The organism is Kitasatospora sp. NPDC088160 (assembly GCF_044741445.1).
Classification (GTDB): Bacteria; Actinomycetota; Actinomycetes; order Streptomycetales; family Streptomycetaceae; genus Kitasatospora.
Genome location: NZ_JBIUSS010000050.1, coordinates 1 through 26,653 on the forward strand (window position 1 = coordinate 1; position 26,653 = coordinate 26,653).

Below are 26,653 nucleotides of genomic sequence, written 5' to 3' on the forward strand. Positions count from 1 at the left end.
CCGAATAGGAACCAAGCCGCGACAAGACGCGACCCAGCCCGAACCAGGACATGGCATTTCAAGAGGATTGGCCGCCCCGGGACCGTCCGCGCCGATGCGTGTCCGGTGCTCCCTGCCGAGCGACTAGGGAACACTACCCCTGGTCGGCGCCCAAGACAAGTAAGGACCGCGCGGCCACCGCACGGGACCGAACCGGTGGTTCCAGGCCCCCCGGATGCGGGCTCCGCCCCGGCGGTGGAAGGCATCACGGTGCCGGCCGGCGCGGTCGGCTGCCGACCGACCCCCCGAGGAAGCCATGGATGTGGCCAGTACCGTCACGCTCTCCGTCAACGGTGACCAGCACACCGTTGAGGTGGATCACCGCCGCACGCTGCTCGACCTGCTGCGCGAGCGGTTGGCGCTGACGGGGGCGAAGAAGGGATGCGACCACGGACAGTGCGGGGCGTGCACGGTGCTGCTGGACGGGCGGCGGGTGAACAGCTGCCTGGTGCTCGCGGTCGCCCAGGACGGGGCCGCGGTCACCACGGTCGAGGGCCTGGCCGGCGGCGACCGGCCGCACCCCCTCCAGCAGGCGTTCATCGAGTACGACGCGTTCCAGTGCGGCTTCTGCACGCCCGGGCAGCTCTGCTCGGCGGTAGGGATGCTCGCGGAGGCGGCGAAGGGCTGGCCGAGCGCCGTGACGGACCCCGACCCGCAGGCGCCGTCGCCGCTGGACGAGGCGGAGATCCGCGAACGCCTCAGCGGCAACCTCTGCCGGTGCGGCGCCTACCCCGGCATCGTCCGCGCCGTCCGGGAGGTCGCCCCGTGAAGCCCTTCGGCTACCACCGGCCCGCCGACATCGCCTCGGCCGTGGCGCTGGCCGCGCAGGTCCCAGGAGCCAGGTTCCTCGCCGGCGGCACCAACCTGGTCGACCTGCTCAAGCTCGGTGTGGAGGCACCGGAGCTGCTGGTGGACGTGAGCCGGCTGCCGCTCGGCCTGGTGGAACCGGTCTCCGGCGGCGGTCTGCGGATCGGCGCGACGGTGCCCAACAGCGAGCTGGCCGCGCACCCGCTGGTCCGGCTGCACTATCCCGCGCTGTCCCAGGCCCTGCTGTCGGGAGCGTCCGGGCAGCTGCGCAACCTCGCCACCACCGCCGGCAACCTGCTCCAACGCACCCGCTGCCCGTACTTCCAGGACGTCACCAAGCCGTGCAACAAGCGCGTCGCCGGCTCCGGCTGCCCCGCGCGCGAGGGCGTGCACCGGGATCTGGCCGTGCTGGGGGCCTCCGCGGACTGCGTGGCCACCCACCCGTCCGACCTCGCGGTGGCACTGACGGCGCTGGACGCCGAGGTGCGGCTGACCGGTCCGACCGGTTCCCGCTGCTGCCCGCTCACCGAGTTCTACCGGCTGCCCGGGGACACTCCCGCCCGCGAGACCGGGCTGCGCCCCGGTGAGCTGATCACCGCGGTCGACCTGCCACCGCCGTGGTCGGGCACCCGCTCGGCCTACCGCAAGGTGCGCGAGCGGGCCTCGTTCGCCTTCGCCACCGTCTCGGTCGCCGCCGTACTGGTGGCGCGCGAGGGGAGGGTGGCACGGGTCGCACTGGCGCTCGGCGCCGTAGCGGCGAAGCCCTGGCGGGCGACGGTCGCCGAGCGGACGATGCTCGGGCAGCCCGCCACCGAGGAGGTCTTCAGGGCCGCGCTGGACGCCGAACTGGCGGCCGCCCGGCCGCTGCGGGACAACGCGTTCAAGGTGCCGCTGGCACGCGAGGTCGCCGTACGGGTCCTCGCCGACCTCACACCGCAGCAGGAGGACCTCGGATGACGGCTCACCAGGACCGCCAGGACCGCCAGGACCGCCAGGAGCAGCGGGAGCAGCGGGACACATCGCTCACCCGGGTGGAGGGGCCCGACAAGGTCACCGGCCGCGCCCGGTACGCGACCGACCACCACCCGGCCGGCACCGCCTACGCCTGGCTCGTCACCGCCTCGCTCGCGCGCGGCGTGGTGGACGCCGTCGAGGACGCCGACGCCCTCGTCGACCCGGCCGTCCTCGCGGTGATCACCCACCGCAACGCCGAGCGGCTGGCCCCGACCGACGACCCGACGCTGGCCGTGCTCCAGTCCGCGCGGATCGCCCATCACGGGCAGCCGGTCGCGCTGGTGGTCGCCGAGACCCTGGAGGCCGCCCGGGCCGGCGCCCGCGCGCTGCGGATCAGCTGCACCCGGGAGCCCCACGACGTCCTGCTGACCGCCGACCACCCGGGCCTCTACACCCCCGAGGAGGCCAACGGCGGCTACCCCGCGGAGCGCGCCAGAGGCGACTTCGACAACGCGTACCGGACGGCCCCGCACCAGGTGGACGCCACCTACCACCTGCCGCCGCTGCACAACCACCCCATGGAGCCGCACGCCGCGACGGCCGTCTGGGACGGCGGCCGGCTCACCGTTTACGACGCCAGCCAGGGCTCCGGCAACAGCCAGGAGAACCTGTCGAAGCTCTTCGGCCTGCGCGCCGAGGAGATCCTGGTGGTCAGTGAGCACGTCGGCGGCGGCTTCGGTTCCAAGGGCACCACCCGGGCGCCCACGGTGCTGGCCGCGCTGGCCGCCCGCGCGGTCGGGCGGCCGGTCCAGCTCTGCCTGGCCCGCGCCCAGCTCGCCGACCTGGTCGGGCACCGCTCCCCCACCGTCCAACGGGTCCGGATCGGCGCCGACACCACCGGCCGGATCTCGGCGCTCGCCCACGAGGTGGCCACCCGCAGCTCCACGCTGCGCGAATTCGTCGAGCAGGCCGCCGTCCCCGCCCGGATGATGTACGCCGCACCGCACAGCCGCACCGTCCACCGGGTCGCCCGGCTCGACGTGCCCACCCCCTCCTGGATGCGGGCGCCCGGTGAGTGCCCCGGCATGTTCGCGCTCGAGTCCGCCATGGACGAACTGGCCCTGGCCTGCGACCTCGACCCCGTCGAGCTGCGGATCCGCAACGAACCCGCGTTCGATCCGGACAGCGGGAAGCCGTTCAGCAGCCGCCGCCTGGTCGAGTGTCTGCGCGAGGGCGCCCGGCGCTTCGGCTGGGCCGACCGCGACCCCCGCCCCGGTGTCCGCCGGGACGGTCGGCTGCTGCTCGGCACGGGTGTGGCGGCCTCGACCTACCCCGTGCTGGTCGGTCCCGCGACCGCGGAGGCGCACGCCCGCCCCGACGGAAGCTTCCTGCTGCGGGTCAATGCCACCGACATCGGCACCGGGGCGCGCACCGCGCTGGTGCGGATCGCCGCCGACGCCCTGCGGGTCGCACCCGGGCGCGTCGAGCTGCGGATCGGCCGCAGCGACCTGCCGAAGGCGCCGCTGGCGGGCGGCTCCTCCGGCACCGCCTCCTGGGGATGGGCCGTGCACCGGGCCTGCGAGGAACTGCGCACGGCACTGGCCGAGCACGGCGGGCGGCCACCCTCCGACGGGCTGACCCGACACGCCGACACCGCCGAGGAGGTGGGGAGCACCGGCCAGGAGTACGCGCGGCACGCCTTCGGCGCGCAGTTCGCCGAGGTCCAGGTCGATCAGGACACCGCCGAGGTGCGGGTGCGCCGCCTGCTCGGGGTGTTCGCGGCCGGACGCGTCATCAACCCGCTGGCCGCGCGGAGCCAGCTGACCGGCGCGATGATCATGGGGCTGTCGATGGCCCTGCTGGAGCACAGCACCACCGATCCGTCCTTCGGCGGGCACGTCGAGCGCGACCTGGCCGCCTACCACGTCGCCGCGCACGCCGACGTCACCGCCGTCGACGCGCACTGGATCGACGACCCCGACCCCCACCTCAACCCGATGGGCTCCAAGGGGATCGGCGAACTGGGCATCGTGGGCACGGCGGCGGCGATCAGCAACGCCGTGCACCACGCCACCGGCATCCGGGTCCGCGAACTGCCCATCCGCCCCGAGTCCCTGATCGGCCGCTGACCCGACGCCGGCCGGACACCACCGCCCGCGGACCGACTTCGCCGTTGGTGGGCGGCCGAGTCGGCGATGCAAAGAACGCCGAAGGGGCGGACGCGCAGTGCGCGTCCGCCCCTTCGGCGTTCGTGGTAGCGGGGACAGGATTTGAACCTGCGACCTCTGGGTTATGAGCCCAGCGAGCTACCGAGCTGCTCCACCCCGCGTCGGTAGTACCGACCGTACGGCACCAGACGGCGATCACCTAATCGGTTTCCCGGCAGCCACTTCCGCAGGGCCGCCCTCGCCGGCCAATCCTTCGCGGGGCCCGGCGGAGGCCGCCAGCGAGACCGACCCCGTTCCGAACTGCTGACCCGGCCCCGAGCCGATCCCCGCTCTGTGCGAGCGGGGGCGCGGGGAGACAAGCGGTGCCAATCGCTTGGAACCCCACGCCCCCAGCTACCGCTCTACTTGCGGTGCCCCGGGAGGGGATTGCCGGGCTCGTCCAACCATGCAGCCTGTCCGGCAGGTGACACCGTGAGCCCGTACCGCTCGTAGCCGGGGCGTCCGGCGGCCGTCCACCGGGTGTAGGCGGCCTCCGTCTCGTCCCACAGTTGCCGGGGCCCGGACTGGCGGACCTCGAACCGGGATTCCCCGGGCACGGAGTCGACCGTTGCCCAGGACGTGACGGCCGTGTCAAACAGCCACCACGTCCAGCCGCCGTCACCGAACTCGTTCCGCCGGTAGTACACGTCCGGCAGGGCGAGGGCGCAGGCGAATTGCGCGAGCCAGTCGCCCCCGATGGCTTCGGGGTCGAGGCTTGTCCAGGACTGCCCGGAGTCGCCCGGCCATTCACCGGGCAGGTAGTCGTCCACCGGAGCGCCCTGGTAGCGCTGCTGCCGCAGCATCATGAACGCCGCCGATCGGGTGAACGGACCGCTTGCCGTCCCGTCGCCGTCCACCGTGAGCCGCGCAACCGCCCCGCCGCCCAGCAACGGTGAGACGGGGCTGACGATCACCCCGCCCGGCCGGGTTTGTGCTACCCAGGCGGGCGGGATGTCCCGCAGTGACACGGTGGAGATGATCCGGTCGTACGGGGCGCGTACGCCCCACCCGAGCGCACCGTCCCCGCAGACGACTTCGGGGGTGTAGCCGGTCCTGCGAAGTGCGGTGCGGGCTTGCGCGGTGACCTGCGCGTCCACCTCGACGGTGGACACCGTTTCGGCGCCCAGGCGATGCGCCAACAAGGCCGCGTTGTAGCCGGTGCCCGTCCCGATTTCGAGCACCCGATGCCCGGGGACCGCGTCCAGGTCGGACAGCATCTCGGCCACCATGGTGGGCATGGATGCCGACGATGTGGGAGTACGGTGGTCGCCGTCCCCGGCACCGTCGTCCCACTGCGTGACGATCGGCAGGTCGCTGTAGGCGAGCCGCATCCACCGCTCGGGTTCCTTGGTCCGGCTGCACTCGGTGTCGCCGCCGTCCTCGTCCGCCCAGATGGTGTCGGGGAGGAACGCGTGTCGTGGCACGGCCGCCACGGCCGGAGCCCATTCGGTGGGCAGGGAACCGGCGTCGGTGAGCGCCGCCACCAGTGCGGCCCGCTGCTGTTCGGGGGTCAACTCTTCTTGTGCTTCGGTGCCGGGGTCGGTTGCTGGCCGTCCTTCGAGGGGTTCGGGCCGATGGCCGGCGAGCCGGGCTTGGCGTGCCCGCCGCCCCTACCGTCGTTCGGTCCACCCTTGTTCTCGTCTCCCATGGTCAGCGTCCCTTCTCGGTTCGGCTTGTAAGGCCGGTGCTGTTTCCCGCTGCACCCGAGGGCGCAGCAAGTACCTGCCGTGCGGCAGGGGTAGTACCCCGCCCCGGACGGGATGGACCTCAATCAACAGCCCGGGACGGGAGTTCGATAGCCGATCCCCCTGCCCTGCGCGCAGTGTTCATCGGCTCACTTGTGCTGGGAACGGCTGCTCGGCTGGTCCATGGGTGGGGTCGGGCGGGATGTGCGCGGGGGGCGCCGAGGATGTGGCTGCGGGCCCCACGGGCGAGGAGCGCTTGGTCTGCCGTGGGTATTCCGGCGCGGTTCCAGAGGTGTGTCGGAAGGCATGCGACCACTGTCGTGGAACGGCGACGGTCGGTGAACCTGCGCCCTGTACGACTTCCGGAAGTCGTACAGGGCAGTACTCGCATGGCGTGTACGAGTTCTTCAATCCGTCGTCAACCAGGCGCCGGTGGTTGCCTCGTCCGGTGACAGATCGGTGGACCGAGGTGTCTCCAGCTCCAGAAGGCGAGCGACCCGCGAGGCCGTCTCCGGGCCGTTCGCGTGGACCGTGGTGATGCCGAGCGCCTCGGCCGGCGGGAGGTTCCTACGGTGGTCGTCCACGAAGATGCACTCGGGGCCGGCCAGACCCATGCGGTCGAGGGCGCGCTGATAGATCGCCGGTTCCGGCTTGGCTATGCCCTCATCTCCACTGATCACCCGCACGTCGAACAGATCCCACACCCCGGTCTCCACGTAAGGGTTGTACGGAGCGAGGCCGTAGGAGTTCGACAGCAGCGCCACCACGATCCCGGCGTCCCTGGCGGCACGGGCGAGTTCGGCCATGGCGGGAACCGCGCGGACCTCCGCATGCGCGCGTCCCATCAGGTTGTCGGGCCCCACGCCCATGATCGCCGCCGTGCCCCGGTTCCACTCCTCCTGGGACATCCGGCCGAGCTCCAGCTCCACGTAGAGCGCACGGCCGGCCGGATCGTCCTCCAGGGTGCTGCGCCAGGTGTCAGCCGGCAGGCCCTCCCGGGCACACCACGCCCGGGACGACTGGCCGATGGGAGTGGTCATCACTCCCGCGAAGTCGAGGATCAGGCCACGCAAGGTGTTCTCCCGAGGGCCAGGCGAGTCGGACGGTCGGAGAGGTCCCGAGGATCTGGGACAACTTCCGCAGCCGGCTGGTACTGGCTTGGCCGGCCCTCTGGATGATGACACCTGGGATGCCCTGGTGGCGCGACCACTCGGGGTGGGCGGAAAAGCCTCGTTGTCGCATCTGCACGGCACCGTGGGGGCCGCCGGCGCGGGGGACTCGGGTACGGCCGCCGGACCGCCTTGCAGCCGGTCCGGCGGCAGGTGAACGGGTGGGGCGGTGGTCAGGTGATGGCCATGAAACTGCCGACGTTCACGTCCTCCCGGGCCCCGTCCGGGTCCAGCAGGGAAGAGATCCTCGACCGGCAGTTGCGGTCGGTGAACAGCCGGATGGGGCCGCTGGTGAAGTTCACGATCGTGGTGTCGGGGCCGAGGCCGCGGTGGCACTGGCCGGGCACCGGGTCCGTGACCTCCTCCCGTACACCCCCGCGATCCATGATCACGACGCCGGGGGCCGCCGAGGCCGTGGAGGGGCTGACCAGGGACAGGGCGAGGACGCCGGCGGTGACCACGACCGCTGCGCGCGGGCTGGAACGCAGGTGCATGAGGGGACTCCCGTGCTGGGTTCGTCAGGGCATCGACGGGAGCCCGGGAACCCCGCGTCGCGCGGCTTCCCGTGACTCCCGATCACCCGTTACCCCGCCCCGGCACTGCCTCCACCGGGCCGTCCGGCGCTTCACTCGAACGGGGTTCGCCCGCGCACCCGGCGACCGGTGCCGGGGGAGTGGGAAGTCGGACGGGCCGACTTCCCGCTCCCCCGGCTGCACACGCTGATCCGAAAGGCAGGACTTAACCGGTGCGGGCGAGGGAGTCGATCCAGGCGCGGATCGCGGCCACCGTGGTGGCGGCGTCCTCCCGCGCCAGGGAGAGGTGGTCGCCGGGCACCTCGACGCGCTCGTGCGGCAGCGGCCAGGACGTGCGCCAGGAGTCGCCGTCCGCGCGCGCCGCCATCAGCGGGGTCGGCCGCGCGGCGCCGACGAGGAGGGTCGGGGTGTCCACGGGCTCCGGGCGCCAGTCCAGGAAGAGCCCGGTGTAGGCGCCCATGGCCGCGACGGCGGCGTCCTCGTCGCCGGTGGACCCGTCCGCGCACACGTCCACGCCGAGGTGCGGGGCCGGCGGCGCGGCCAGGGCGGTCAGCCAGTCCGTGGAGTGGTTGCCCTGGTGGACGAGATACGTGTCGATCAGCACCTGTCCCAGGGGAGCGGATCCCCTGAGTTCGAGGCGTCGGGTCACGGCGTGCGCGACGGCGCCCCCGGCGGAAGCACCGACCAGGACGACGGGCCGGTTGCCGGCGTGCCGCAGCACCGTCTCGGCGTGGAGGCGGGCGAGCGTCTCCCGGTCGGCCGGAACGGCGTGCCCCGCGCCGATGCCCGGGTGCGGGAACTCCAGGACCTCCAACTCCCCCTCGAAGCAGGCGTGCAGGGCCGCGAACCCGCCGCCCGGGAGGGCGGGGAGCGGGCGGTGGTCGGGGAAGAAGACCACGACCGGGGAGCCGGCGCGGCCCCGGGCCCGGCACAGCGGCGGCACGGCGTGCTCCGCGGCGTCGTCGGCGCCGAACGTCGCGGCGGCCGAGGACGCCGCGACCACCAGGTGCATCGCGGCCGCCGGCCGGCCCTGCTCGCAGAGCGCGCGGTACAGCGCCGCGAGCGTCTGCGCGGGACGGCCGGCGGGCGGTGCGGGCCGGATGCCGGGCCGCACACGCGGTGTGCCGTCGGGCAGGTCCTTGAGCAGGCCATCGGGCAGGTCGTCGAGCAGGTCGAGTACGTGACGGGCGAGGTCCTCGATCGCCGGGTGCTCGAACACGACGGCCGCGGGCAGCCGCAGGCGCAGGGCCGTGCTCAGCCGGCTGCGGAACTGGACGGCCGTCAGGGAGTCGAAGCCGAGCTCGGCCAGGGTCCTGCCGGCGGGGAGGTCCTGCGCGCCGGAGTAGCCGAGCACCGCGGCCACGTCGCCACGCAGCAGTTCCGTGAGCGCGGCCCCGCGCTCCTCGGCGGGCAGCCCGGCCAGCAGCGTGCGCCACGCTCCGGGCTCGGAGCCTTCCCGGGCGCCCGGGGGAGGTTCGGTCGCGCCGCTCTGCGCCTCGGCGGCGGGCCGGCCGTGGCGCGCCAGGTCGCGCAGCGGGGGCGGTAGTTGCCCTGCGGCGGCGCGCAGCGCGGCCCGGTCCAGCAGGACCGGCGCGAGTACGGGGGCTCCTGTCCGCAGTGCCGCGTCGAACAGGGCCAGGCCTTGGGCGGGGGTGAACGCCCGGACCACGTCGTCGGACCTCGCGCGCCCCGCACCCTCGGTCAACTGGGCTGCCATGCCCGCGTCGTGGCCCCACAAGCCCCACGCCAGCGAGACGGCGGGCAGACCGGCGGCGGCCCGGTGCTGGGCGAGCGCGTCCAGGAACGAGTTCGCCGCGGCGTAGTTGCCCTGGCCCGCCCGGCCCAGCACGCCCGAGACCGAGGAGAACAGGACGAAGGCCGACAAGTCCCGGTCGCGGGTCAACTCGTGCAGGTGCCAGGCCGCGTCCGCCTTCGGCCGCAGGACCGCCGCCAGCCGCTCGGGGGACAGCGCGGCCAGCGCTCCGTCGTCGAGGACCCCGGCGGCGTGCACGACGGCGGTCAGCGGGGGATCGCACTGCTCGATCAGCTCGGCGAGCCGGGCCCGGTCGGCCGCGTCGCACGCGACGATCCTGACCTGCGCGCCCCGCTCCGCCAGGCTCGCGCGCAGGGCGTCGGCGCCCGGTGCGTGCGGGCCGCGCCGCCCGGTCAGCAGCAGGTGGCGGACCCCGTAGGCGTCGACCAGGTGCCCGGCCAGGTCCGCGCCCAGCGCTCCGGTGCCGCCGGTGATCAGCACCGTGCCGTCCGGGTCGAAGGCGCCGGAGCGGCGGGGCGGGGCGCTCTCGGCCGGCCAGGGCTCGGGCAGGTGGGCCGCCGCCGGGGCACCGACCAGCCGTGGCACCGTCGCCCGCCCAGCGCGCAGGGAGAGTTGGGGCTCGCCGCTGGCGGCCGCCGCGGGCAGCAGGCGCAGGGAGGCGGGATCCTCGTCCACGTCGATCAGGACCACGCACCCCGGCAGCTCCGACTGCGCGGTGCGCACCAGCCCCCAGACCGCAGCTCCCGCCAGGTCCGGCGTGGGTGCGGTGGCGTTCCGCGTCACCACCACGAGCCGCGAGCCCGCGGTGGCCGGATCGTCCTGCCAGTCCTGGAGGACCTTGAGCACCCGCGTGGTCAGCAGGTGGACGTCGGCGAGCGGGTCGCGGTCCGTTTCCGATTCCGAGCCGACGGCGGTGACCGCCAGGTGGCGGGGCGGGGCCGCGCCGTCCGTGGGTGAGGAGGGGCCGTTCGTGGGTGAGGAGGGGCCGTTCGTGGGTGAGGACGGGCCGGCGGCGAGGGGGACGAAGGCGCCGAGGTTCAGCTGGTCCGGCCCGAGGACCGTCCAGCCCGCCGACTGCGGTGCCCGGCCGGGCAGTGCGACGGGGACCCAGTCGGGGCGCAGCAGGGCGTGCTGGGCGATGTCCTGCCCGGGATCGCGGTCCCCGGCCGGAAGTTCCCTGGTGGAGAGGGAGTTGACGCGGGCCACCAGACGGCCCGCTGGGTCGGCGAGCGTGATCGAGAACGCGCCGCCTTCCGAGGCGGGGCCTGCCTCGCCGACCGGCGCGATCCGCACCCGCACCGTCGACGCCGCGGCGGCGTGCAGGCACACGCCGCTCCACTGGAACGGCACCCGGGCGCCGCCCGCGCCCGCGCCCCCGTCCGGGCCGGCTCCCTGGGTGGACGCGGCGAGCATCGAGGCGTGCGCGGCGGCGTCCAGGAGCGCGGGGTGGATGCCGTACCGGTCCGCCTCGGCCGTCCACGGCTCGGGCAACCGGACCTCCGCGAACACCTCCGCACCCCGCCGCCACAGCGCGCGCACGCCGCGGAACGCGGGCCCGTAGGCCAGACCGCGCTCCGCCGCGGCTTCGTAGGCGCCGGCGGGATCGATCTCCGCGGCGCCGGGCGGCGGCCACTGCGTCAGGCCGTGCCCCTCCGGTGCCGTCCCCGGCTCGGGCGTGCGGGCGAGCAGGCCGGTGGCGTGCGGCGTCCAGGCGGCCTCGGCGGGTTCCACCGGTCGCGCGTGGATCTCGACGGACCGCCGGCCGGAGTCGTCCACCGCCCCCACCACGACCTGGACCCGCACCCCCGAGGCGGGCAGGGCCAGCGGCCGCAGGATCACGAGCTCCTCCAGCGTGCCGCAGTCGGCCGCGTCGCCCGCGCGCACGGCCATCTCGACGAACGCCGTCCCCGGCACGAGCGGCGCCCCACCGACGACGTGGTCGGCGAGCCACGGCTGGGCGCTCGCCGACAGCAGGCCGGAGAGCACCGTGTGCCCGGTGCCCGGCACCTCGAACGGCGGGCCGAGCAGCGGATGCTCGCCGGGGCCCGGGCGGGCCCCCGCCCCGGCCGGGCGCGGCGGGTCCAGCCAGTACCTCCGGCGTTGGAAGGCGTAGGTCGGCAGCTCCACGCGCCGCAGCCCGCGTCGCAGCCCGCGCTCCGCGAACACCGCGGGCCAGTCGACGCCGACGCCGCGCACGTGGAGCCGGGCCACGGCCGCCAGCAGCGTGTCCGGCTCCCGCTCGCCGTGGCGGGCCGCGAAGGCGAACACCGGGCCGCCGCCGCTCTGCGGGGCCGGGCCGCCGTCCTGGACGGCCGGGCACTCCTGCGCGTACGCGGTGAGCACTGGCTGCGGGCCGAGTTCCAGGAAGCCCCCGACACCGTTGGCGCCCAGCCACTCCACGGCCTCGGCGAACCGCACGGGAAGCCGCGCGTGCCGCACCCAGTAGTCCGCGGAGCCCAGTTCCTCTGGCGCCGCCCGAGATCCCGTCACGGTGGAGACCACCGGGATCCGCGGCGGCCGGAACTCCAGCGTCTCGGCGACGCGGCGGAACTCGTCGAGCACCGGGTCCACGAGCGGCGAGTGGAAACCGTGGCCGACCTTGAGCCGCGTGCTGCGGCGGCCGCGGGCCTCGAACCGCGCCGCGACGGCGAGTACCTCGTCCCGCGCGCCGGAGAGCACCACCGCGCGCGGTCCGTTGACCGCGGCGATCGCCACGCGGTCGGCCACGTCCGCGAGTTCGGGCAGGACCTCGTGCTCCGCCGCGTCGAGGGCCACCATCGCCCCGCCGTCGGGCAGCGCCCGCATCAGCCGCCCGCGGGCCGCGACCAGACGGACGGCGTCGGCGAGGTCCAGCACTCCGGCGACGTGCGCGGCCGCCAACTCGCCCACGGAGTGCCCGGCCAGGAAGTCGGCCCGCACGCCCCAGGACTCCACCAGCCGGAAGAGCGCCACCTCGTAGGCGAACAGGGCGGCCTGGGTGAAGTCCGTGCGGTCGAGCAAGGCGTCCGGCGAGCCCGGCTCGGCGCGGATCACCGTGCGCAGCGGCCGGTCGAGTTCGCCGTCCAGCGCGTGGCAGACCTCGTCGAAGGCCGCGGCGAACACGGGGAACGCCTCCCGCAGCGCCTCGCCCATCCGCGTGCGCTGCGCGCCCTGCCCGGTGAACAGGAAGGCGGTGCGGGTACGCGGGTCGGCCAGGCGCATCAACGACCCGGCGCCGGGCGTGCCGTTGCCGGACGTGCCGTCGGCGGGCGTGCCGTCGGCGATCGCCCGGAGTCCGGCCAGCATGCGCTCGCGGTCCCCGGCCGGCACCATCGCCCGGTGCGTGAGCGCCGACCGCGACACCGCCAGCGAGAAGCCCACGTCCGCCGGCGAGAGGCCCGGCCGGGCCGCGACGTGGTCGGCCAGCCGTCGCGCCTGGGCCCGCAGGGCCGCCTCGCCAGCCCCGCCGACCAGCCACGGCACTGCCGCTGGCGACACCGGCCCCGGCGGCGGCGCGGGTTGCTGGCTCGGGGCGCGGTCGGCGGCGGCCGGCTCCTCGATGATCACGTGCGCGTTGGTGCCGCCGATCCCGAAGGCCGACACACCGGCGCGGCGCGGCCGGCCGGCGGGCGCGGGCCACGGCCGGGCGGCGGTCAGCAGCTCGACCCGGCCCGCGGACCAGTCGACGTGCGGGGTGGGGGCTGCCACGTGCAGGGTCCTGGGCAACTCGCCGTGCCGCATGGCCTGGGCCATCTTGATGATCCCGGCGACTCCGGCGGCGGCCTGGGTGTGTCCGAGGTTGGACTTGACGCTGCCCAGCCACAGCGGGGGATCCCCCGGCCCCCGGCCCCGGCCGTAGCCGGCGAGCAGCGCCCGCGCCTCGACGGGATCACCGAGCGCGGTGCCCGTCCCGTGCGCCTCCACGGCGTCCACCTCGTGCGCGCGCAGCCCGGCGTCCGCCAGCGCCAGCTGGATCAGGCGCTGCTGGGCGCGGCCGTTGGGCGCGGTCAGGCCGTTGGACGCGCCGTCGGAGTTGACGGCGCTGCCGCGCACCACGGCCAGCACCGGGTGTCCGTTGCGGCGCGCGTCGGACAGTTTCTCCAGCAGCAGCACCCCGGCGCCCTCTGCCCAGGCGGTGCCGTCCGCCGTCGCCGAGAACGACTTGCACCGGCCGTCGGGCGCCAGGGCGCGCTGGCGGCTGAACGCGACCAGCGGGTTGGGCGTCGCCATCACCGTGACGCCGCCGGCCAGCGCCAGCGAGCACGCGCCCGAGCGCAGCGCCTGGGCCGCCTGGTGCACGGCGACCAGCGAGGACGAGCACGCCGTGTCGACGGTGATCGCGGGCCCGCGCAGGCCGAACACGTAGGAGAGCCGGCCGGAGGCCACGCTGCCGGCCGAGCCCAGGGCGAGGTGGGCCTCCAGTTCGTGCTCGGTGAAGCGGGAGGCGTAATCGCCGTACATCACGCCGAGGAAGACGCCCGTGTCGCTGTCCCGGACGGACGCCGGGTCGATCCCGGCCCGCTCCCACGCCTCCCAGGTGACTTCCAGCAGCAGCCGCTGCTGCGGGTCCATGGCGAGCGCCTCGCGCGGCGAGATGCCGAACAGGCCCGCGTCGAACTCCGCGGCGCTGTGCAGGAATCCGCCACTGCGCGTGTAGCAGGTGCCGATCCGGTCCGGGTCGGGATCGTAGAGGGCGGCCAGGTCCCAGCCCCGGTCGGTCGGCAGGTCCGAGATCGCGTCCCTGCCCTGAGACACCAACTCCCAGAGCCCTTCGGGGGATTCCACGTCGCCGGGGTAGCGGCAGGCCATGGCGACGATCACCACCGGGTCCCGGTCGTACGGCTCCTCCGGCTCGGCGGTCCGCGGTGCGGGCGCGGGTACGGGTGCGGCGGGCGCGGGTACAACAGGTGCGGCGGGTACGGCGGCGAACAGTTCCGTGTGCAGGTGGCGGGCGACGGCGGCCGGGGTGGGGTGGTCGAAGACCAGCGTCGTCGGCAGGCTCAGCCCGGTCGACGCCTCGAGCCGGTCGATCAGCTCGATGGCGCCGAGCGAGGTCAGCCCGAGGTCCGCGAAGGAACTGTCCGCGAACGAGTGGTCCGCAAACGAGCCGCCCGCGTCGAGCCCGCTCTCCGGCGCGCGGCCTCGGACCCGGACCGTCTCGGCGCACACCCTCGCGCACAGCGCGCGTTCCTGCTCCTCCCGGGGCAGCGACAGCAGCCCGCGGTCCAGGGAGCCGCCGGCCGGCGCCGGTGCCGCAACCGGGTCGCTGAGCACCGCATGGCGGACGATCTTGCCCGACGGCGTGCGCGGGACGGCCGCGATCTCGCGGACCTCGACGGGGACCTTGTGGTCCGCGAGCTGCGAGCGGCAGACGTCGAGCACCAGCCGCGGGTCCAGGCCCTCCGGGCCGGGCACCACGAAGGCGACCGGGACCTCCCCGAGGACGGCGTGCGGCAGGCCGAGGACCACGGCATCCCGCACCCCGGGACAGCCCCGCAGGACGTGCTCGACCTCCGTGGGGTGGATGTTCTCGCCGCCCCGGATGATCAGTTCGCTGACCCGGCCGGTGAGGACGAGGTGGCCGTGTTCGGCGCGCCGGCCGAGGTCCCCGGTCCGGTACCAGCCCTCGCGCAGCGCGGCGGCCGTCGCTTCCGGCTGGTCGTGGTAGCCCGTCATGAGATTCGGACCGCTGACCCAGATCTCGCCCTCGCCGCCCGCGAGGACGTCGGCGCCGCTGTCCGGATCGACGACGCGGACCTCGACGCCGGGTACCGGCAGTCCGCAGGACCCGTCGATCCGGGGGCCGTTCGGGCGGGTCACCGCGATCGCGCCGCAGGTCTCGGTGCTGCCGTAGACGTCGAGCAGCGGCGCGCCGAGCGTCTCCTCCACCACCCCGCGCAGCTCGGGCGGACACGGCGCGCCCGCCGTGACGCAGAGCCGCAGCCCGGGCCGCGGCGCGGGGAGCGGGGTGTCCCTCGCCGAGGCCATCAACCGGTGGTACGTCGTGGGGACGCCTGCCAGGAGGGTGAACGGCCTGCCGAGGGCGGCGCTCGGGGTGCGCAGCGTGCGCCACAGGTCGCCGGGCGTCAGGACCTCGCCGGACGTCGGCAGTTCGCCGGCGATCGCGGTGCTCGCGCCGACGGCTGTGGTGCCCAGGATCGCGAGGGAGTGCCCGAAGCTGTGGAACAGCGGCAGCGGCCACAGCAGCCGGTCCTCGGGGGAGAGCCCGAAGACCGGCACGTAGCAGGCCGCCACCGACCACAGTGCGCCGCGCTGCGTGGAGAGCACGCCCTTGGGGCGGTGGGTGGTCCCGGAGGTGTAGAGCAGCCAGGCCGGATCGTCGAGCCCCAGGTCGTCGGGGGCCGCGGGCCCGTCGCTCCCGGTCGAGGCTGCGGCCTCGGCCTCGAAGAGGACGGTGCCGTCGGGGGCGGTCGAGGGGATCGGGCCCGCCCCGGTGAGCACGGTGTGCAGGCCACGGTACGCGGCGCCGAGGCGGTGGAGCTGTGTGAGGTGCGCGGGGTCGGTGATGACGGCCGAGGCACCACTGTCCCGCAGGTAGTAGTCGAGTTCGTCGTCGGAGGACCGGGGATTGAGCAGGACACCGACCGCCCCCGCCCGCAGCACGGCGAGGCAACCCTCCACCAGCTCCACGCAGTTGCCCAGGCAGAGCGCCACCCGATCGCCGCGCCGGACCCCCGCCCGCGCGAGCGACCCGGCCAGCCGCCCGGTCCGCCGCTCCAACTCGGCGTAGCTGACGCCGCGCGAGAAGTCGTGGAACGCGACCCGGTCCGCCGACCGCTCGGCGTGCCTCTTCAACAACTCCGGCAGCGGCCGCACCAGATCGTCATACCGCAGTTCACCACTCACGCCCCAGCTCCGACCTCTCGCCACTCGCGACCCGCTCCCCCGTCGATGTCCTCCGTACCCACCAGCACGCGGGCACAGACCCAGTCCTGCGGACTCGCCGCAGCTGCGCTTGCGGCCGCTGAGGACTGCGGCGCTTCTTCTTCGTCCAGGTGGGCGCGTTCAGGTCGGACTGCCGCCAGGCGGCGAGAGCCTGCATGACCGGCTGTTCCATGAACACCTGGTAGGGCGAGCTGGTGGCGGCGGGTCCGGAATGGCCGCGTTCCCCGTGGTCGACTCGCCCGGCGACATCAACGGTGACGGGAACCCGGACCTGATCACCACCGACACCGCCGGCACCCTGCCCACCGGCACCGGTGGGCGCTGCGTCGGCATCAAGGACAACGCCACCAACCTCGGCACCCAGGTGGTCATCAGCGACTGCGTCGGCGCGACCGGCCAGGTCTGGACGCTCCGCGCCGACGGCACCCTCCACAACCCGACCGCCGACCCGCCGACCCGCCGACCCGCCGACCCGCCGACCGCTGCCTCGAACTCCCCAACTGGGCCGACGGCAACGGGACGGCGCTGGGCGTCTGGTCGTGCATCCTCGGCAACGCCAACCAGCGCTGGACCATGTACCCGAACAAGGCCTGATCCCACGACCGTGCCGGGCCCGCGACGCAGCCGACGTCGCGGGCCCCCGCCGTCCCGGAACGACGGGGTGTGGACCCGCGGCCCCTTGACCAGTGTCTACGTATGCGACGGGCACTTGGCCGTTGTTGCTCCGGGGCATGCTCGGAGCATCCCACGTCCCCACGGGCCCTTTTCTTTATTCCGCACGTTTTGCCCGAACCGGCAATCGGCGCGTGTAGGCACCGATGTTGCTGATTCAAGGTACGGACTGCTTTCGCGTCCGGGTTGAGGCGCGCCGCGAGGCGGGCGGGCCGGGCGGCCCTGGACCTGGACGACGGCGCGGCGCGGCGCGCGGGGAAGGGAGCGTCGGGCGAGCGAGGCGCCGTGGGCGGCGGTGGATGGCTGTCACGTGGTGCCGGTGGTGCCGACGTGGCCCCGAAGTACCGCGGTCGTCTGTGTGCGGTGGGCTGGGGGCGTGGACTGTCAGGAAGGTTCAGGTTTCGGCGTAGCACCCTGTCCCGGTAGGGGCGGCGCGCTGTAGAACTGGCGGGCCCAGCGGCGGTACTCCATGATCGGGCCGTCTCCCCGGCTGAGTCTGGGGTGTTCTACGTACTTCTTGTTGCTCCAGATGTGGAAGTCCTTTGTGACGTCCGTGAGGTAGAACGGCGCTACCGCCTGGGTCAGGATCTGGGACAGGGTTCTGGCTGCCCAATCGGGACAGGCGGAGAACCCGGATGAGCGGACGGACAGCGTGAAGTACGTTTGAACACGAATAGGGTCGATCGGGGTGGCCATGGCCTGGCCCAGGAAGTCGGCGCCAAAGCGATCGAGGCGCCCTGTGAGGTGTTGGCACCCGAGGCCGTGTACCACCGCCACGATTTTTGTTTGCACCGACCCTAGTAGGGCTTGGTCAGGTTTGTATGGATGTGGGTATGTCGCGGTGGCAGGTGGGGCAGGCGCCGGCCCAGGTTGCGAGGAGGAACTGCATTTCGCGGACGACCTGGTAGAGACTCAGGCCGGTGCCGTTTCTTTTGGGGCACGGGCCAGCCTCCGCAGGGTGCAGAAGGCGTGGGCGAGGGCGACGAGGGTGACATGGTGGTGCCAGCCGTTGAAGGTGCGGCCCTCGAAGTGGGCGAGTCCCAGGGCCTGTTTCATCTCCCGGTAGTCGTGCTCGATGCGCCAGCGGAGTTTGGCCAGGCGGACCAGGGTGGTCAGCGGGGTGTCGGCGGGCAGGTCGCAGAGCCAGAACTGCACCGGCTCGGGCTCCTTGGCGGGCCACTCGGCCAGCAGCCAGCACTCGGGCAGTTCCGCACCGTCGGCCCGGTCGCGGATCTCCCGTCCGGCGGGTCGCACCCGCAGCGCGACGAACCGCGAGTACATGCGCTTGCACCCCGTGCGGCCCCTGCCCGGGCGTGAGCCCTCGCGCCAGGACACCGGCCTGGCCGCACCGCGTCCCGCCTCGATGACCAGCGCCTTCACGCTCTTCGCCGGATCGGGATACCGGGCCACCGGCGGCCGTCCGGTCCCGCTGTAGGGCGGGGTGAGGGGCCGGGCGGAGCCCGGCTGGGCGCTGAGGGTGGTGGAGATGCCCACAACGTAGTTCATCCCGCGCTCGTTCACGCCCAGCCGGAACGCGGCCGTGTCGCCGTAGCCGGCGTCCGCGACGGCCAGCGGGACATGCACGCCCCAGGAACGGGTCTCGTCGATCATGTCCAGGGCGAGCTGCCACTTCTCCACATGCCCCAGGTCCACCGGGATGCCGCACTGCTGGCGGCGGGCCACCTTGAGCGGATCGGCCTTGTCGGAGGCAGGATCCCAGGACCTGGGGAGGAACAGCCGCCAGTCGACGGCGGAGGAGGCTTGGTCGGTGGCCAGGTGCAGCGAGACGCCCACCTGGCAGTTGGTCACCTTGCCCGCGGTTGCGGTGTACTGCCTCGACACGCACGCGGAGGCGTCCCCGTCCTTGAGGAACCCCGTGTCGTCGATGATCAGCGCCGTCGGCTTCAGCTCGGCTTGCATCCTCCAGGCCAGCCGGGCCCGCACATGCGCCGGGTCCCACGGGCTGGTGGTCACGAAGTGTGCCAGCGCCTGCCGGTTGCCGTCCTCACCGAGCCGCGCGGCCATCGGCTCCACCGACTTGCGCCGCCCGTCCAACAGCAGTCCCCGCACATACGCCTGCCCCCAGCGATGCTGATCCGCGCGCGTGAACGCCTCGAACATCTCCGCCGTGAACGCCGCCAGGTCCTCCCGGACCCCGGCCATCTCCTCAGGTGTCACACACCACCAACGACACAACCCACCAACAGACACGCCACTACCGCACAAACCTGACCAAGCACTACTAGGAGAGGGAATGCCCTTTCGAAGGTGACCGGGATGCCGAGGTGGGGTCCATCCGCTTGCAGTGGATTTGCGATCATCGCGTTCTGGAACCCGTGGATGGGCGCGAAGTGCGCAAGGTCGACGGTGTTCTCGAATACATCTTGCGGATGGTCGACCAGGGTGAACGCCCGCCGCGTCGGTGGCGGGAACTCATCCACCGGGAGGGTCGGGACCTGCCAGGTCGGGGCGGAGCCCCCTGCATGGCGCCATACCGAGATGAATCCGTTGACCTCACAGGAAACCCAAGGTTTCAGGGACGCCCGAGGCGGGGTCGACCCGTCGCCGGTCCGGACACATCTCCCCGTCAAGTCATAGGCGAAATGGTGGAAGGGGCAGACGATGTTCTCGCCGTCCACCGAACCCCCGAAGCCGAGATGGGCGCCAAGGTGAGGGCAGTGCGCGTCCACCACTTGCACGGCGCCTGAACGCGTACGATAGGCCACCAGTTCCTCGCCCATGAACTTCCGTCGGATGACCTTTCCACGAGGCAGTTCATCGCTGAAGGCGATGGCGAACCACCCGTCCGGGTAGGGCAGCCGGGGCTGGTGTACCGGGTTCGAGGATTCGTCGATGTCCATCTCGGGCCTTTCTCCATCAGACTGACGGCGGGGGCACTGCTTACCCGCGGCGGATCGTGTTCGCCGTGTCCGCCCCTACGGGCGGCGCCCCGACGGCGCTGAGCCGCTGTTCTGGTTCCCCGGTGGGATTCGTCTGAGCCTTCGGTCAGGCGCGGGGCTTCTTCGATCAGGGCGTCGACGATCCGGTGTTCGGGGACGGTCCGGATGGCGTGGCCTTCGACGAGGACTGGCCTTTGTCGCGTTGCCGCAGGAGACGCCGGGGTCGGCTTCGCGGGCTTCGCCGGGCCGTTGACGACGCAGCCCATGGCGGCGACGCGCAGGGGGTGGGGGAAGTCGTCGAAGGCGGCTTCGACGCGCTGGGCCAGGGTGTGGATGTCGACCTGGAGGCGGCCGCAGCCGGGGCAGGAGACGATCTCCAGCTTGCGGGGGCGCAGTCCCAGGGACTGCAGGATGTGCGCTCCGGCCTTGACCTGGTCGACGGGTGGGGCGGAGAGGGAGACGCGGATGGTGTCGCCGATGCCCTCGGTGAGGAGGACTCCGAAGGCGACGGCGGACTTGATGGAGCCCTGGAGGGCGGTGCCGGCTTCGGTGACGCCGAGGTGGAGGGGGTAGTCGCAGGCCGCTGCGAGGAGGCGGTAGGCGGCGATGACGGTGAGCGGGTCGTGGTGCTTGACGGCGATCTTGATGTCGGTGAAGCCGTGCTCCTCGAAGAGCGAGCACTCCCACAGGGCGGATTCCGCGAGCGCCGCGGGGGTGGCGGAGCCGTGCTTGGCGAGCAGGCGCGGGTCGAGGGAGCCGGCGTTGACGCCGATCCGGATCGGCACGTTCGCTGCCTGGGCGGCGTGGGCGATCTCGCGGACCTTGTCGTCGAACTTTCGGATGTTGCCGGGGTTGACGCGCACGGCGGCGCAGCCGGCGTCGATGGCGGCGAAGACGTAGCGGGGCTGGAAGTGGATGTCGGCGATGACGGGCAGCTTCGACTTGGCGACGATGGCGGGCAGGGCGTCGGCGTCGTCCTGGGAGGGGACGGCGACGCGCACGAGGTCGCAGCCGGCGGCGGTGATCTCGGCGATCTGCCGGAGTGTGGCGTCGACGTCGGCGGTCGGGGTGGTGGTCATGGTCTGGACGGAGATGGGTGCGTCGCCGCCCACGGGGACGGTGCCGACGTGGATCTTCCGGCAGTGGCGGCGTGTTGGGGTGCGCGGCGACGGTTGGGGAAGCCCCAGATCGGTCGAGGCCATGGTCGCTCCTGCGGGCTCGGGCGGGCGGTGCCGGAGGGCGGCGGTGCCGGGTTCAGTGGTTCCACCACCAGGCGATGGAGGGAATGGGCAGGGGGCTGGATTCCAGTCCGGGAGGTTCCTGGCTGACGATGCTGAGGAGTGCGAGGTCGCCGCCGTATCGGGGGTTTCCCGCGTGCCAGTGGATCACGTTGGTGATCATGGTTCCGGTGTCTCGCAGGAACCGGGTCAAAGCGGGGCTGGACCCGATGGCGATGCGGTCCCGAAGGCGCAGGTGGACCACCATGACGCGGTTCCAGAACTCGATGGCCTTCCGGGTGGCGTGCGTGACGTCGAGATCTTGATGCCGCATCAGCGTCATGACGATGTTCTTGTGCGCGTCGCCGCCCCGCAGGTCCTTTTCGATGGAGTAGATGTCGTTGCACCAGGCGAGGAGGATTCCGGCGGACTCGAGCCATGCGCGGGTGGCGGGGGCCTCGAACTCGTGGGCCGGGATCTCCATCCCGTTGTAGATCTCCGATGCCGTGATGTAGGCGGCGAACGCGGTGAGCCACAGGCGCATCACGGGAAGGACCGCGGGCGTTACCTGTCGGCCGGCGAGACGGTGGCAGGTCTCCCACGGGATGGCCATGTGATACGAGGTGTAGCCGGCGGCGAAGCGGGCGTACTGCACGTCGGTGGCACTGTCGCGGAAGTCTTTGATCAGCTCCGCGAAGTGTCGCATGAAGGGGAGGTCGGTCAGGGGCGGTGCGCTCGGATCGTCCACGACGCGCTGCATGGTGCAGCATGCCTCGATGACCTCTTCCAGCGTGGTGAGTTCCTCCAGCCAGTCGTCCACGGCGAAGGCGAGCAGGTACCACTTTCCGCCGAGCTCCAGGCGTTCCTCGATTCCGTCGGGGCTGGAGCAGGCGACGTAAGCGGCGCTTCGGGATCGGAGGAGCGCGTTGCGGGTGTCGGGGTTCGTCGGGATCGGGCAGCTTTCCATCCACCGGGTGGCGCTCTCGTCGATCTCCCGGGCTCGGGGGTGGAGTGAAACCGGGAACGGGCAGTAGAGGGCGGGCGCCTCCGGCTGCGGGTCGGACACCGAGGTGTCAACGGACATGTCGAGGGCCGCCTTTCGGTGGGTAACGGAACCGTGAGCCTTTCCGGGCCCGGGAGGGAGTTGTTCGCAGGTGACGGGTTAGCGGTCGCCTGTGCGGTGCGGACGGCGGTTTCGGGAAGCGGAGCCCCTGAACCGCCTGCCGTCGACGCGTTCCCGCACCGCGGGCTCCCGTCGACGGCGGCATCCGACGTACGCGCCGTCCGGCCGTGTCCGGGTGCGACGTCGAGGAGCGGGGCGTGTTCGCCGCCCGTGTCTCGCCCGGGTCCGGAGCCGTGGGCACACGGCCCCTCCCCTCCCCGGGCCGGTGGTGCGGCAGGGGCCGCGGTCGTGTCAGTGTTCGCGGTGGGTGACCAGGTGGGCGAGGGCGGTGAGTTCGGCGGCGGGCAGGGGCGCGGGGTCGGCGAGGGCGAGGCGGTGGAGGGCGTCGGCGCTGTGGCGTCGGGCGCGGTGCAGGGTCCAGTCCCTGGCACCGCTCTGTTCGATCAGCTTGGCCGCGTGGCGGCATTCCTCCTCGCTGGGGGCCTGTGTTGCGCGGTAGAGGGCGCGCAGGGCCTCGGCTTCCGGGGTGTGGCCGGCCATGGCGGCGGCCACCGGCAGGGAGACCTTGCGCCGTCGCAGGTCCGAGAGGGCGGGTTTGCCGGTGGTCTGTTCGTCGCCCCAGATGCCGAGCAGGTCGTCGGCGCACTGGAAGGCGATGCCCAGGTGTCGGCCGAAGGCCCGCAGATGCTCCGTGCGCTGCGGGTCGGCGCCACCGGCGATGGCGCCCAGCGCGCAAGCGGCGGCGAGGAGTTCGCCGGTCTTGCCCACCGCCACCGCGAGCGCGTGGTCCTCGCTGACGTCGGTGCCGGTCTCCAGGAGCGTGTCGAGGTACTCGCCCTCGATCAGGAGCTGGACGCTTTCCAGGAGTACGGGAATCGTGAGCTCGGCGCGGGGGGCCTGGGTGAGGGTCTGCACGGCGGCGAAGAACAGGGCGTCGCCGGCGAGGATCGCCGCCGGGATCCCCTTGGCCGCCCACAGGGCGGGTCGGTGGCGGCGCATCCGGTCGCGGTCGATGACGTCGTCGTGCAACAGGCTGGCGTTGTGGATCAGTTCCACGGCCACGGCCGCGGGACGGGCGGCCTCCGGGTCGCCGCCGACGGCCCGGCAGGCCAGGAGGGTGAGGGCGGGGCGCAGGGCCTTGCCGTCGCCCTGGTGGTCGAGGTGGGTTCGGTCGTCGGTCCACCAGCCGAAGTGCAGCCCGGCGAGGTGACGGATGTGCGCGGGCAGGCGGTTGACCTGGGTGCGGATCAACGGCCTGACGGTGTGTGCGCTGTACGCCAGGATGTCTTCGCAGTCGCGGGGTTCGTCGGACACCGGGCCTCGCCTTCGGGTGGCAGTGCGTCAGGATCGGGCGAGAGGCGGCGGGCCGGGCCTGAACTCCGGCTGCCTTGAGGAAAGGCCCTGGGCCGAGCGGCGCACGGGGTCCGGGGGGGCGCGGTCGGTCCTTTGGGGCTTGTGCCCCTGGGGCCTTCTGCAAGTTCGTACGACCGCCATCCCTCAGGGGCTCACGTGACAGCACCCAGGCGGAGAAGCCCCCGCTCGCGCTCGAACCCGGGGCGTCTAGTTCCGGGGCTCTTCGACTCCGTCCTGCGGGGAGTAGAACTGCTGGGCCCAGCGCCGGAACTGCATGATCGGGCCGTCCCCTTTCGCGAGCCGCGGATGACTCAGAGGGATCTTGTTCTGCCAGATGTCGAAGTCCCTGCTGGCATCCCAGGCGAACAGGTGAGCGATGCCTGCGCTGGCCAGCGCGTTGGCGGGCCCCGCGAGCCCATGGCGTACGAGCCGCATCGACGCCGCCATGGTGAAGGTGAGCCGCCCGGGGTCGACGGGCGTGGAGAAGACCCAGAAGCGGAAGTGAAGTCCGAGCCTGACGATCTCGACCTCGCTCTGGATGACGCCGAGGCCCTGGGCGATGATCCGACCCGTGGGCGAGAGCAACGAGAACGCCCCGGGCCGGGGGTCAACGCCGCTTCTCTGTACGGTCATTGACACGACTGCGCGGGTCCCGTCGAAGAGTGGTTCGTGGAGGTAGGTCACGGGCACCCCGTGCACCGGACGGAAGTGCCCGAGGTCGAAAGCGTTTTCCAGCACCTCCTGGGGATGGTCCTCCAGGTCCCGGACCACGCAGTACGGAGTGGGGAAGTCCGCCGGCGGCAGAGGCTCGATCTCCCAGGACGGCGCCTGGCCCAGGGCATGGCGCCATACGAAGATGAACCCGTCGATCTCCCGGTGCTCCAGAACCGAGAGCCGGGTCTTCAGCGGGGGCGGCGTTTCGTATCCGGTCTTCACGCACGCCCCGTCGAGGCCGAACTGGAAGTGGTGGAAGGGGCAGCGCAGGTTGTCCCCCTGCACCGTTGCCCCGTGGCCCAGATGAGCCCCCAGGTGAGGGCAGTACGGCCGTACCGCACGCATCGTGCCGCCGGCGGTGCGGTAGAGCACGACGTCCTCACCCATCAGACGGCGGGTGAGGACCTTGCCCGCTTTCAGTTCGTGACTGGCGGCCAGGGCGAACCAGCCATCGGGGTAGGGAAGACGGGGCACAGTCGCCTGCGCCGTCCGCGGTGACGGGTTCCAAGGGGTCACAACGCACCTCGTTCGTCGTTGTGGTGGCGGGCTCCTCTGGGGTGAGGCTGTCCGGGCCGGACCTGGGCGATGCGCGGGGCCATCCGGTGTCGCGGTGGCGGTGCGGGCCCTACCTGGGTCGCGGCACCGGTTCGACTCGGCGGTTGCCGGGCCGGGCACGTCAGGTCCCTGTCGACCGCCCGGGAAGGCGGCCGGTGACGGTTTCTACACCAACAGATGAAGGACCGTCCCGGAACGGCGTGCGGCCCTCGCGTCGGAGCACGGCCCGCTCCGGTTCACGCCCTCGCCCCTCCCCCCTCACGCCTGCCTCCGTGACGCCGCAGGTCGGCGGCTACAGGGACCATTCGGCGGGCCGGGCCGCCCCTGAAGCGCCCTGGCGGGCCGCTGCCGGGCCTGCGGAGCCGGTGGCGACCACCGGGACAGGGGACGGCCCTCGCATCGCCCCACGGTGCAGGCGGCCAGGTGACACCACTCGCCGCCTTCGCGCCACCACACCATGTCGCGGACTTCCTGCGGGTGCCGGGGCGGCGGAAGACGTGTCTCGACCGGCAGAACGGGCGTGTGTACGGCGCCATCGGCGCGGGCGTCCGGGGCTCGTTGCCTCCCGAGCCCCCGCACTCGGGGTTGCCGCCGACGTACGGACTGGCGTGCACTCAAGGGGCTGAACGCTTCCCGCCCGAACGTCGGCCACCGGGACGCAGGATGACGGGCGATCAGGCCTTCTCGCATGCTCGCACCCCAGCAGGGAGGAACACCCCCTCATGAGTGAGCCCCGGCAACTGCGCGGCATCATCCGGTCTCTGCGTACCATCGTCGACGACGTCAAGGAGATCGTCGACGGACTTATCGAACGCGCGGCGGAGCTGGAGTGCAACCTCCGGGATGCCGTCATCGACCTGCTGAAGGAGAACACGGGGAGCGGGCCCACCGGTGACACCCCCGCTCGCCCCGTGGACGAGACGGCGGAACTGGCCGGCCTTCGGGCGGAACTGGCCGGCCTTCGGGCGGAACTGGCCACCCTGCGGGAAGAGCTCACCCGCCTGACCAGGACGTCGCCGGGTACGTGACTGACCCGGAGAACCGCGAAGCCGACGACGGTGACGGTGTGTCCGGTCCGTCGCCGGACGTGGAGCATCGCCTGATCCGGGCGCAGGACGGGATTCTGGCGGACTCGCTCACCGGTCGGCAGGTCGCCTTGGCGGAGCTGGCCGACGATGTATGCAGCGGGCCGCCGGGCCCAGGACGGCGGCGGCGGCGGAGAGTGCACCTACCAGGTCCTGGTCCAGGTCCTCCTGGCCACGCTCGCGTCCGGGCCGGAGGCGGGCGCGCTGCCGGGGGTTGCGGGGCTGCTGTCCGCCGCGGCCCGCGGCAGCTCTACCCGCTGGCCGAACGACGTGGGACACGGACAGGGGGCGAGCGAAGCGGAGTTCGGTAGCCGGGCAGGACCGGCCCGGCCCTCCCCCCTTTTGCTCGACGCGCTGTTCCCGGTATCGGCCCGTACGTGGCCGCCCTGTCTCTGGAGGCTGTGTGTCCGCTCGTGCGCTCTACGTCTCGGGGGTCCTGGGGCGTCTGCTCGCCGACGAGTTGCGGCGCCCCGGGCGCAAGGGCAGCGGGAAGCACGAGGAGGAGAGCGGGCGGGCGCGGGCGGTGCGGGAGGCCTTGCAGTCGCTGGGCCCGTTCTACATCAAGGTCGGCCAGATCCTCTCCACCCGCCCCGACTTCGTGCCCGAGGCGATGATCGAGGAACTCCGCCTGCTCCACGACCAGGTCACCCCGCTCCCCTTCGACGTCTTCGAGCCCGTCCTGGCCGCCGAGTTCGGCCCCCGCTGGCCGCGCCTGTTCCGCGACATCGACACCGAAACGCCGCTCGGCGCAGCGTCGCTGGCCCAGGTCTACCGCGCCGATCTGGCGGACGGCACGGCGGCGGCGGTGAAGATTCAGCGCCCCGGTGTCGCTCAGGTCATGGCCCAGGACATGGCCGTTCTGCGCCGCGCGGCGCGTCTGGTCGTTCGGGCAGCGCCCCGCTTCACCGCGGTCGTCGACGTGCCGGCCATGCTCGGCGTGCTCTTCGACGCCATGCGGGACGAGAGCGACTTCCGTCGGGA

General features: G+C 73.0%; 15 protein-coding genes, 1 tRNA gene and 1 pseudogene. 5 read left to right on the forward strand and 12 right to left on the reverse strand.

Going from position 1 to position 26,653, the window contains the following annotated elements; all coding sequences use genetic code 11:
* The first annotated feature begins 295 nt into the window (after positions 1–295).
* From ACIOGZ_RS41480 to ACIOGZ_RS41490, 3 genes are read left to right on the forward strand one after another with little or no spacing between them, the layout of a single operon-like run.
* Positions 296–808 carry a 2Fe-2S iron-sulfur cluster-binding protein gene (locus tag ACIOGZ_RS41480; RefSeq protein ID WP_363588800.1) on the forward strand — a complete coding sequence of 171 codons (513 nt, stop codon included), beginning with the start codon at positions 296–298 and terminating at the stop codon, positions 806–808.
* On the forward strand, positions 805–1,803 hold the full coding sequence (locus ACIOGZ_RS41485) for a xanthine dehydrogenase family protein subunit M (RefSeq protein ID WP_363588802.1): 999 nt from the start codon (positions 805–807) through the stop codon (positions 1,801–1,803). The genes ACIOGZ_RS41480 and ACIOGZ_RS41485 overlap by 4 nt, the downstream gene beginning before the upstream one ends.
* Positions 1,800–3,929, forward strand: coding sequence for a xanthine dehydrogenase family protein molybdopterin-binding subunit (locus ACIOGZ_RS41490; protein WP_400989832.1), 2,130 nt, complete (start codon positions 1,800–1,802; stop codon positions 3,927–3,929). Before ACIOGZ_RS41485 ends, ACIOGZ_RS41490 begins: the two co-directional genes overlap by 4 nt.
* A 123-nt stretch (positions 3,930–4,052) precedes the next feature.
* Here ACIOGZ_RS41490 and ACIOGZ_RS41495 read toward each other — a convergent pair.
* From ACIOGZ_RS41495 to ACIOGZ_RS41550, 12 genes and pseudogenes are all read right to left on the reverse strand, one after another.
* Positions 4,053–4,129 (reverse strand) — tRNA-Met (locus ACIOGZ_RS41495).
* Between the two features lie 240 nt (positions 4,130–4,369).
* Positions 4,370–5,521 (reverse strand): methyltransferase domain-containing protein, encoded by a 1,152-nt coding sequence (locus tag ACIOGZ_RS41500; protein WP_363588806.1) that lies wholly within the window; start codon positions 5,519–5,521, stop codon positions 4,370–4,372.
* 578 nt (positions 5,522–6,099) lie between these two features.
* On the reverse strand, positions 6,100–6,765 hold the full coding sequence (locus ACIOGZ_RS41505) for an HAD family phosphatase (RefSeq protein WP_363588810.1): 666 nt from the start codon (positions 6,763–6,765) through the stop codon (positions 6,100–6,102).
* A gap of 269 nt (positions 6,766–7,034) precedes the next feature.
* A complete protein-coding gene (locus tag ACIOGZ_RS41510; protein WP_363633358.1) occupies positions 7,035–7,355 on the reverse strand; it encodes a hypothetical protein in 321 nt (106 codons plus the stop codon).
* Between the two features lie 244 nt (positions 7,356–7,599).
* The gene (locus tag ACIOGZ_RS41515) at positions 7,600–16,014 is read right to left on the reverse strand and encodes a type I polyketide synthase (protein WP_400989835.1); all 8,415 of its coding nucleotides are present in this window, start codon (positions 16,012–16,014) and stop codon (positions 7,600–7,602) included.
* A 1,095-nt stretch (positions 16,015–17,109) separates the two neighbouring features.
* The gene (locus ACIOGZ_RS41520; RefSeq protein WP_400989838.1) at positions 17,110–17,517 is read right to left on the reverse strand and encodes a hypothetical protein; all 408 of its coding nucleotides are present in this window, start codon (positions 17,515–17,517) and stop codon (positions 17,110–17,112) included.
* A gap of 120 nt (positions 17,518–17,637) precedes the next feature.
* A complete protein-coding gene (locus ACIOGZ_RS41525) occupies positions 17,638–18,888 on the reverse strand; it encodes an IS701 family transposase (protein ID WP_400989840.1) in 1,251 nt (416 codons plus the stop codon).
* Between the two features lie 11 nt (positions 18,889–18,899).
* Positions 18,900–19,586, reverse strand: a complete 687-nt coding sequence (locus tag ACIOGZ_RS41530; RefSeq protein WP_400989842.1) for a Rieske 2Fe-2S domain-containing protein — start codon at positions 19,584–19,586, stop codon at positions 18,900–18,902.
* A 167-nt stretch (positions 19,587–19,753) separates the two neighbouring features.
* A pseudogene (ispG, locus tag ACIOGZ_RS41535) lies at positions 19,754–20,827 on the reverse strand (flavodoxin-dependent (E)-4-hydroxy-3-methylbut-2-enyl-diphosphate synthase); the annotation flags it as partial.
* 52 nt (positions 20,828–20,879) lie between these two features.
* Positions 20,880–21,908 carry a hypothetical protein gene (locus ACIOGZ_RS41540; protein WP_400989844.1) on the reverse strand — a complete coding sequence of 343 codons (1,029 nt, stop codon included), beginning with the start codon at positions 21,906–21,908 and terminating at the stop codon, positions 20,880–20,882.
* Between the two features lie 348 nt (positions 21,909–22,256).
* On the reverse strand, positions 22,257–23,279 hold the full coding sequence (locus ACIOGZ_RS41545; RefSeq protein ID WP_363588820.1) for a polyprenyl synthetase family protein: 1,023 nt from the start codon (positions 23,277–23,279) through the stop codon (positions 22,257–22,259).
* 246 nt (positions 23,280–23,525) lie between these two features.
* On the reverse strand, positions 23,526–24,506 hold the full coding sequence (locus ACIOGZ_RS41550) for a Rieske 2Fe-2S domain-containing protein (RefSeq protein WP_363588822.1): 981 nt from the start codon (positions 24,504–24,506) through the stop codon (positions 23,526–23,528).
* Between the two features lie 803 nt (positions 24,507–25,309).
* Here ACIOGZ_RS41550 and ACIOGZ_RS41555 point away from each other — a divergent pair.
* Both ACIOGZ_RS41555 and ACIOGZ_RS41560 read left to right on the forward strand, forming a co-directional pair.
* Entirely contained in the window at positions 25,310–25,615 is a 306-nt protein-coding gene (locus ACIOGZ_RS41555) for a hypothetical protein (RefSeq protein ID WP_400989847.1), read from the forward strand.
* 460 nt (positions 25,616–26,075) lie between these two features.
* On the forward strand, positions 26,076–26,653 hold a 578-nt coding region (locus ACIOGZ_RS41560), incomplete at its 3' end, for an AarF/UbiB family protein (RefSeq protein WP_400989850.1).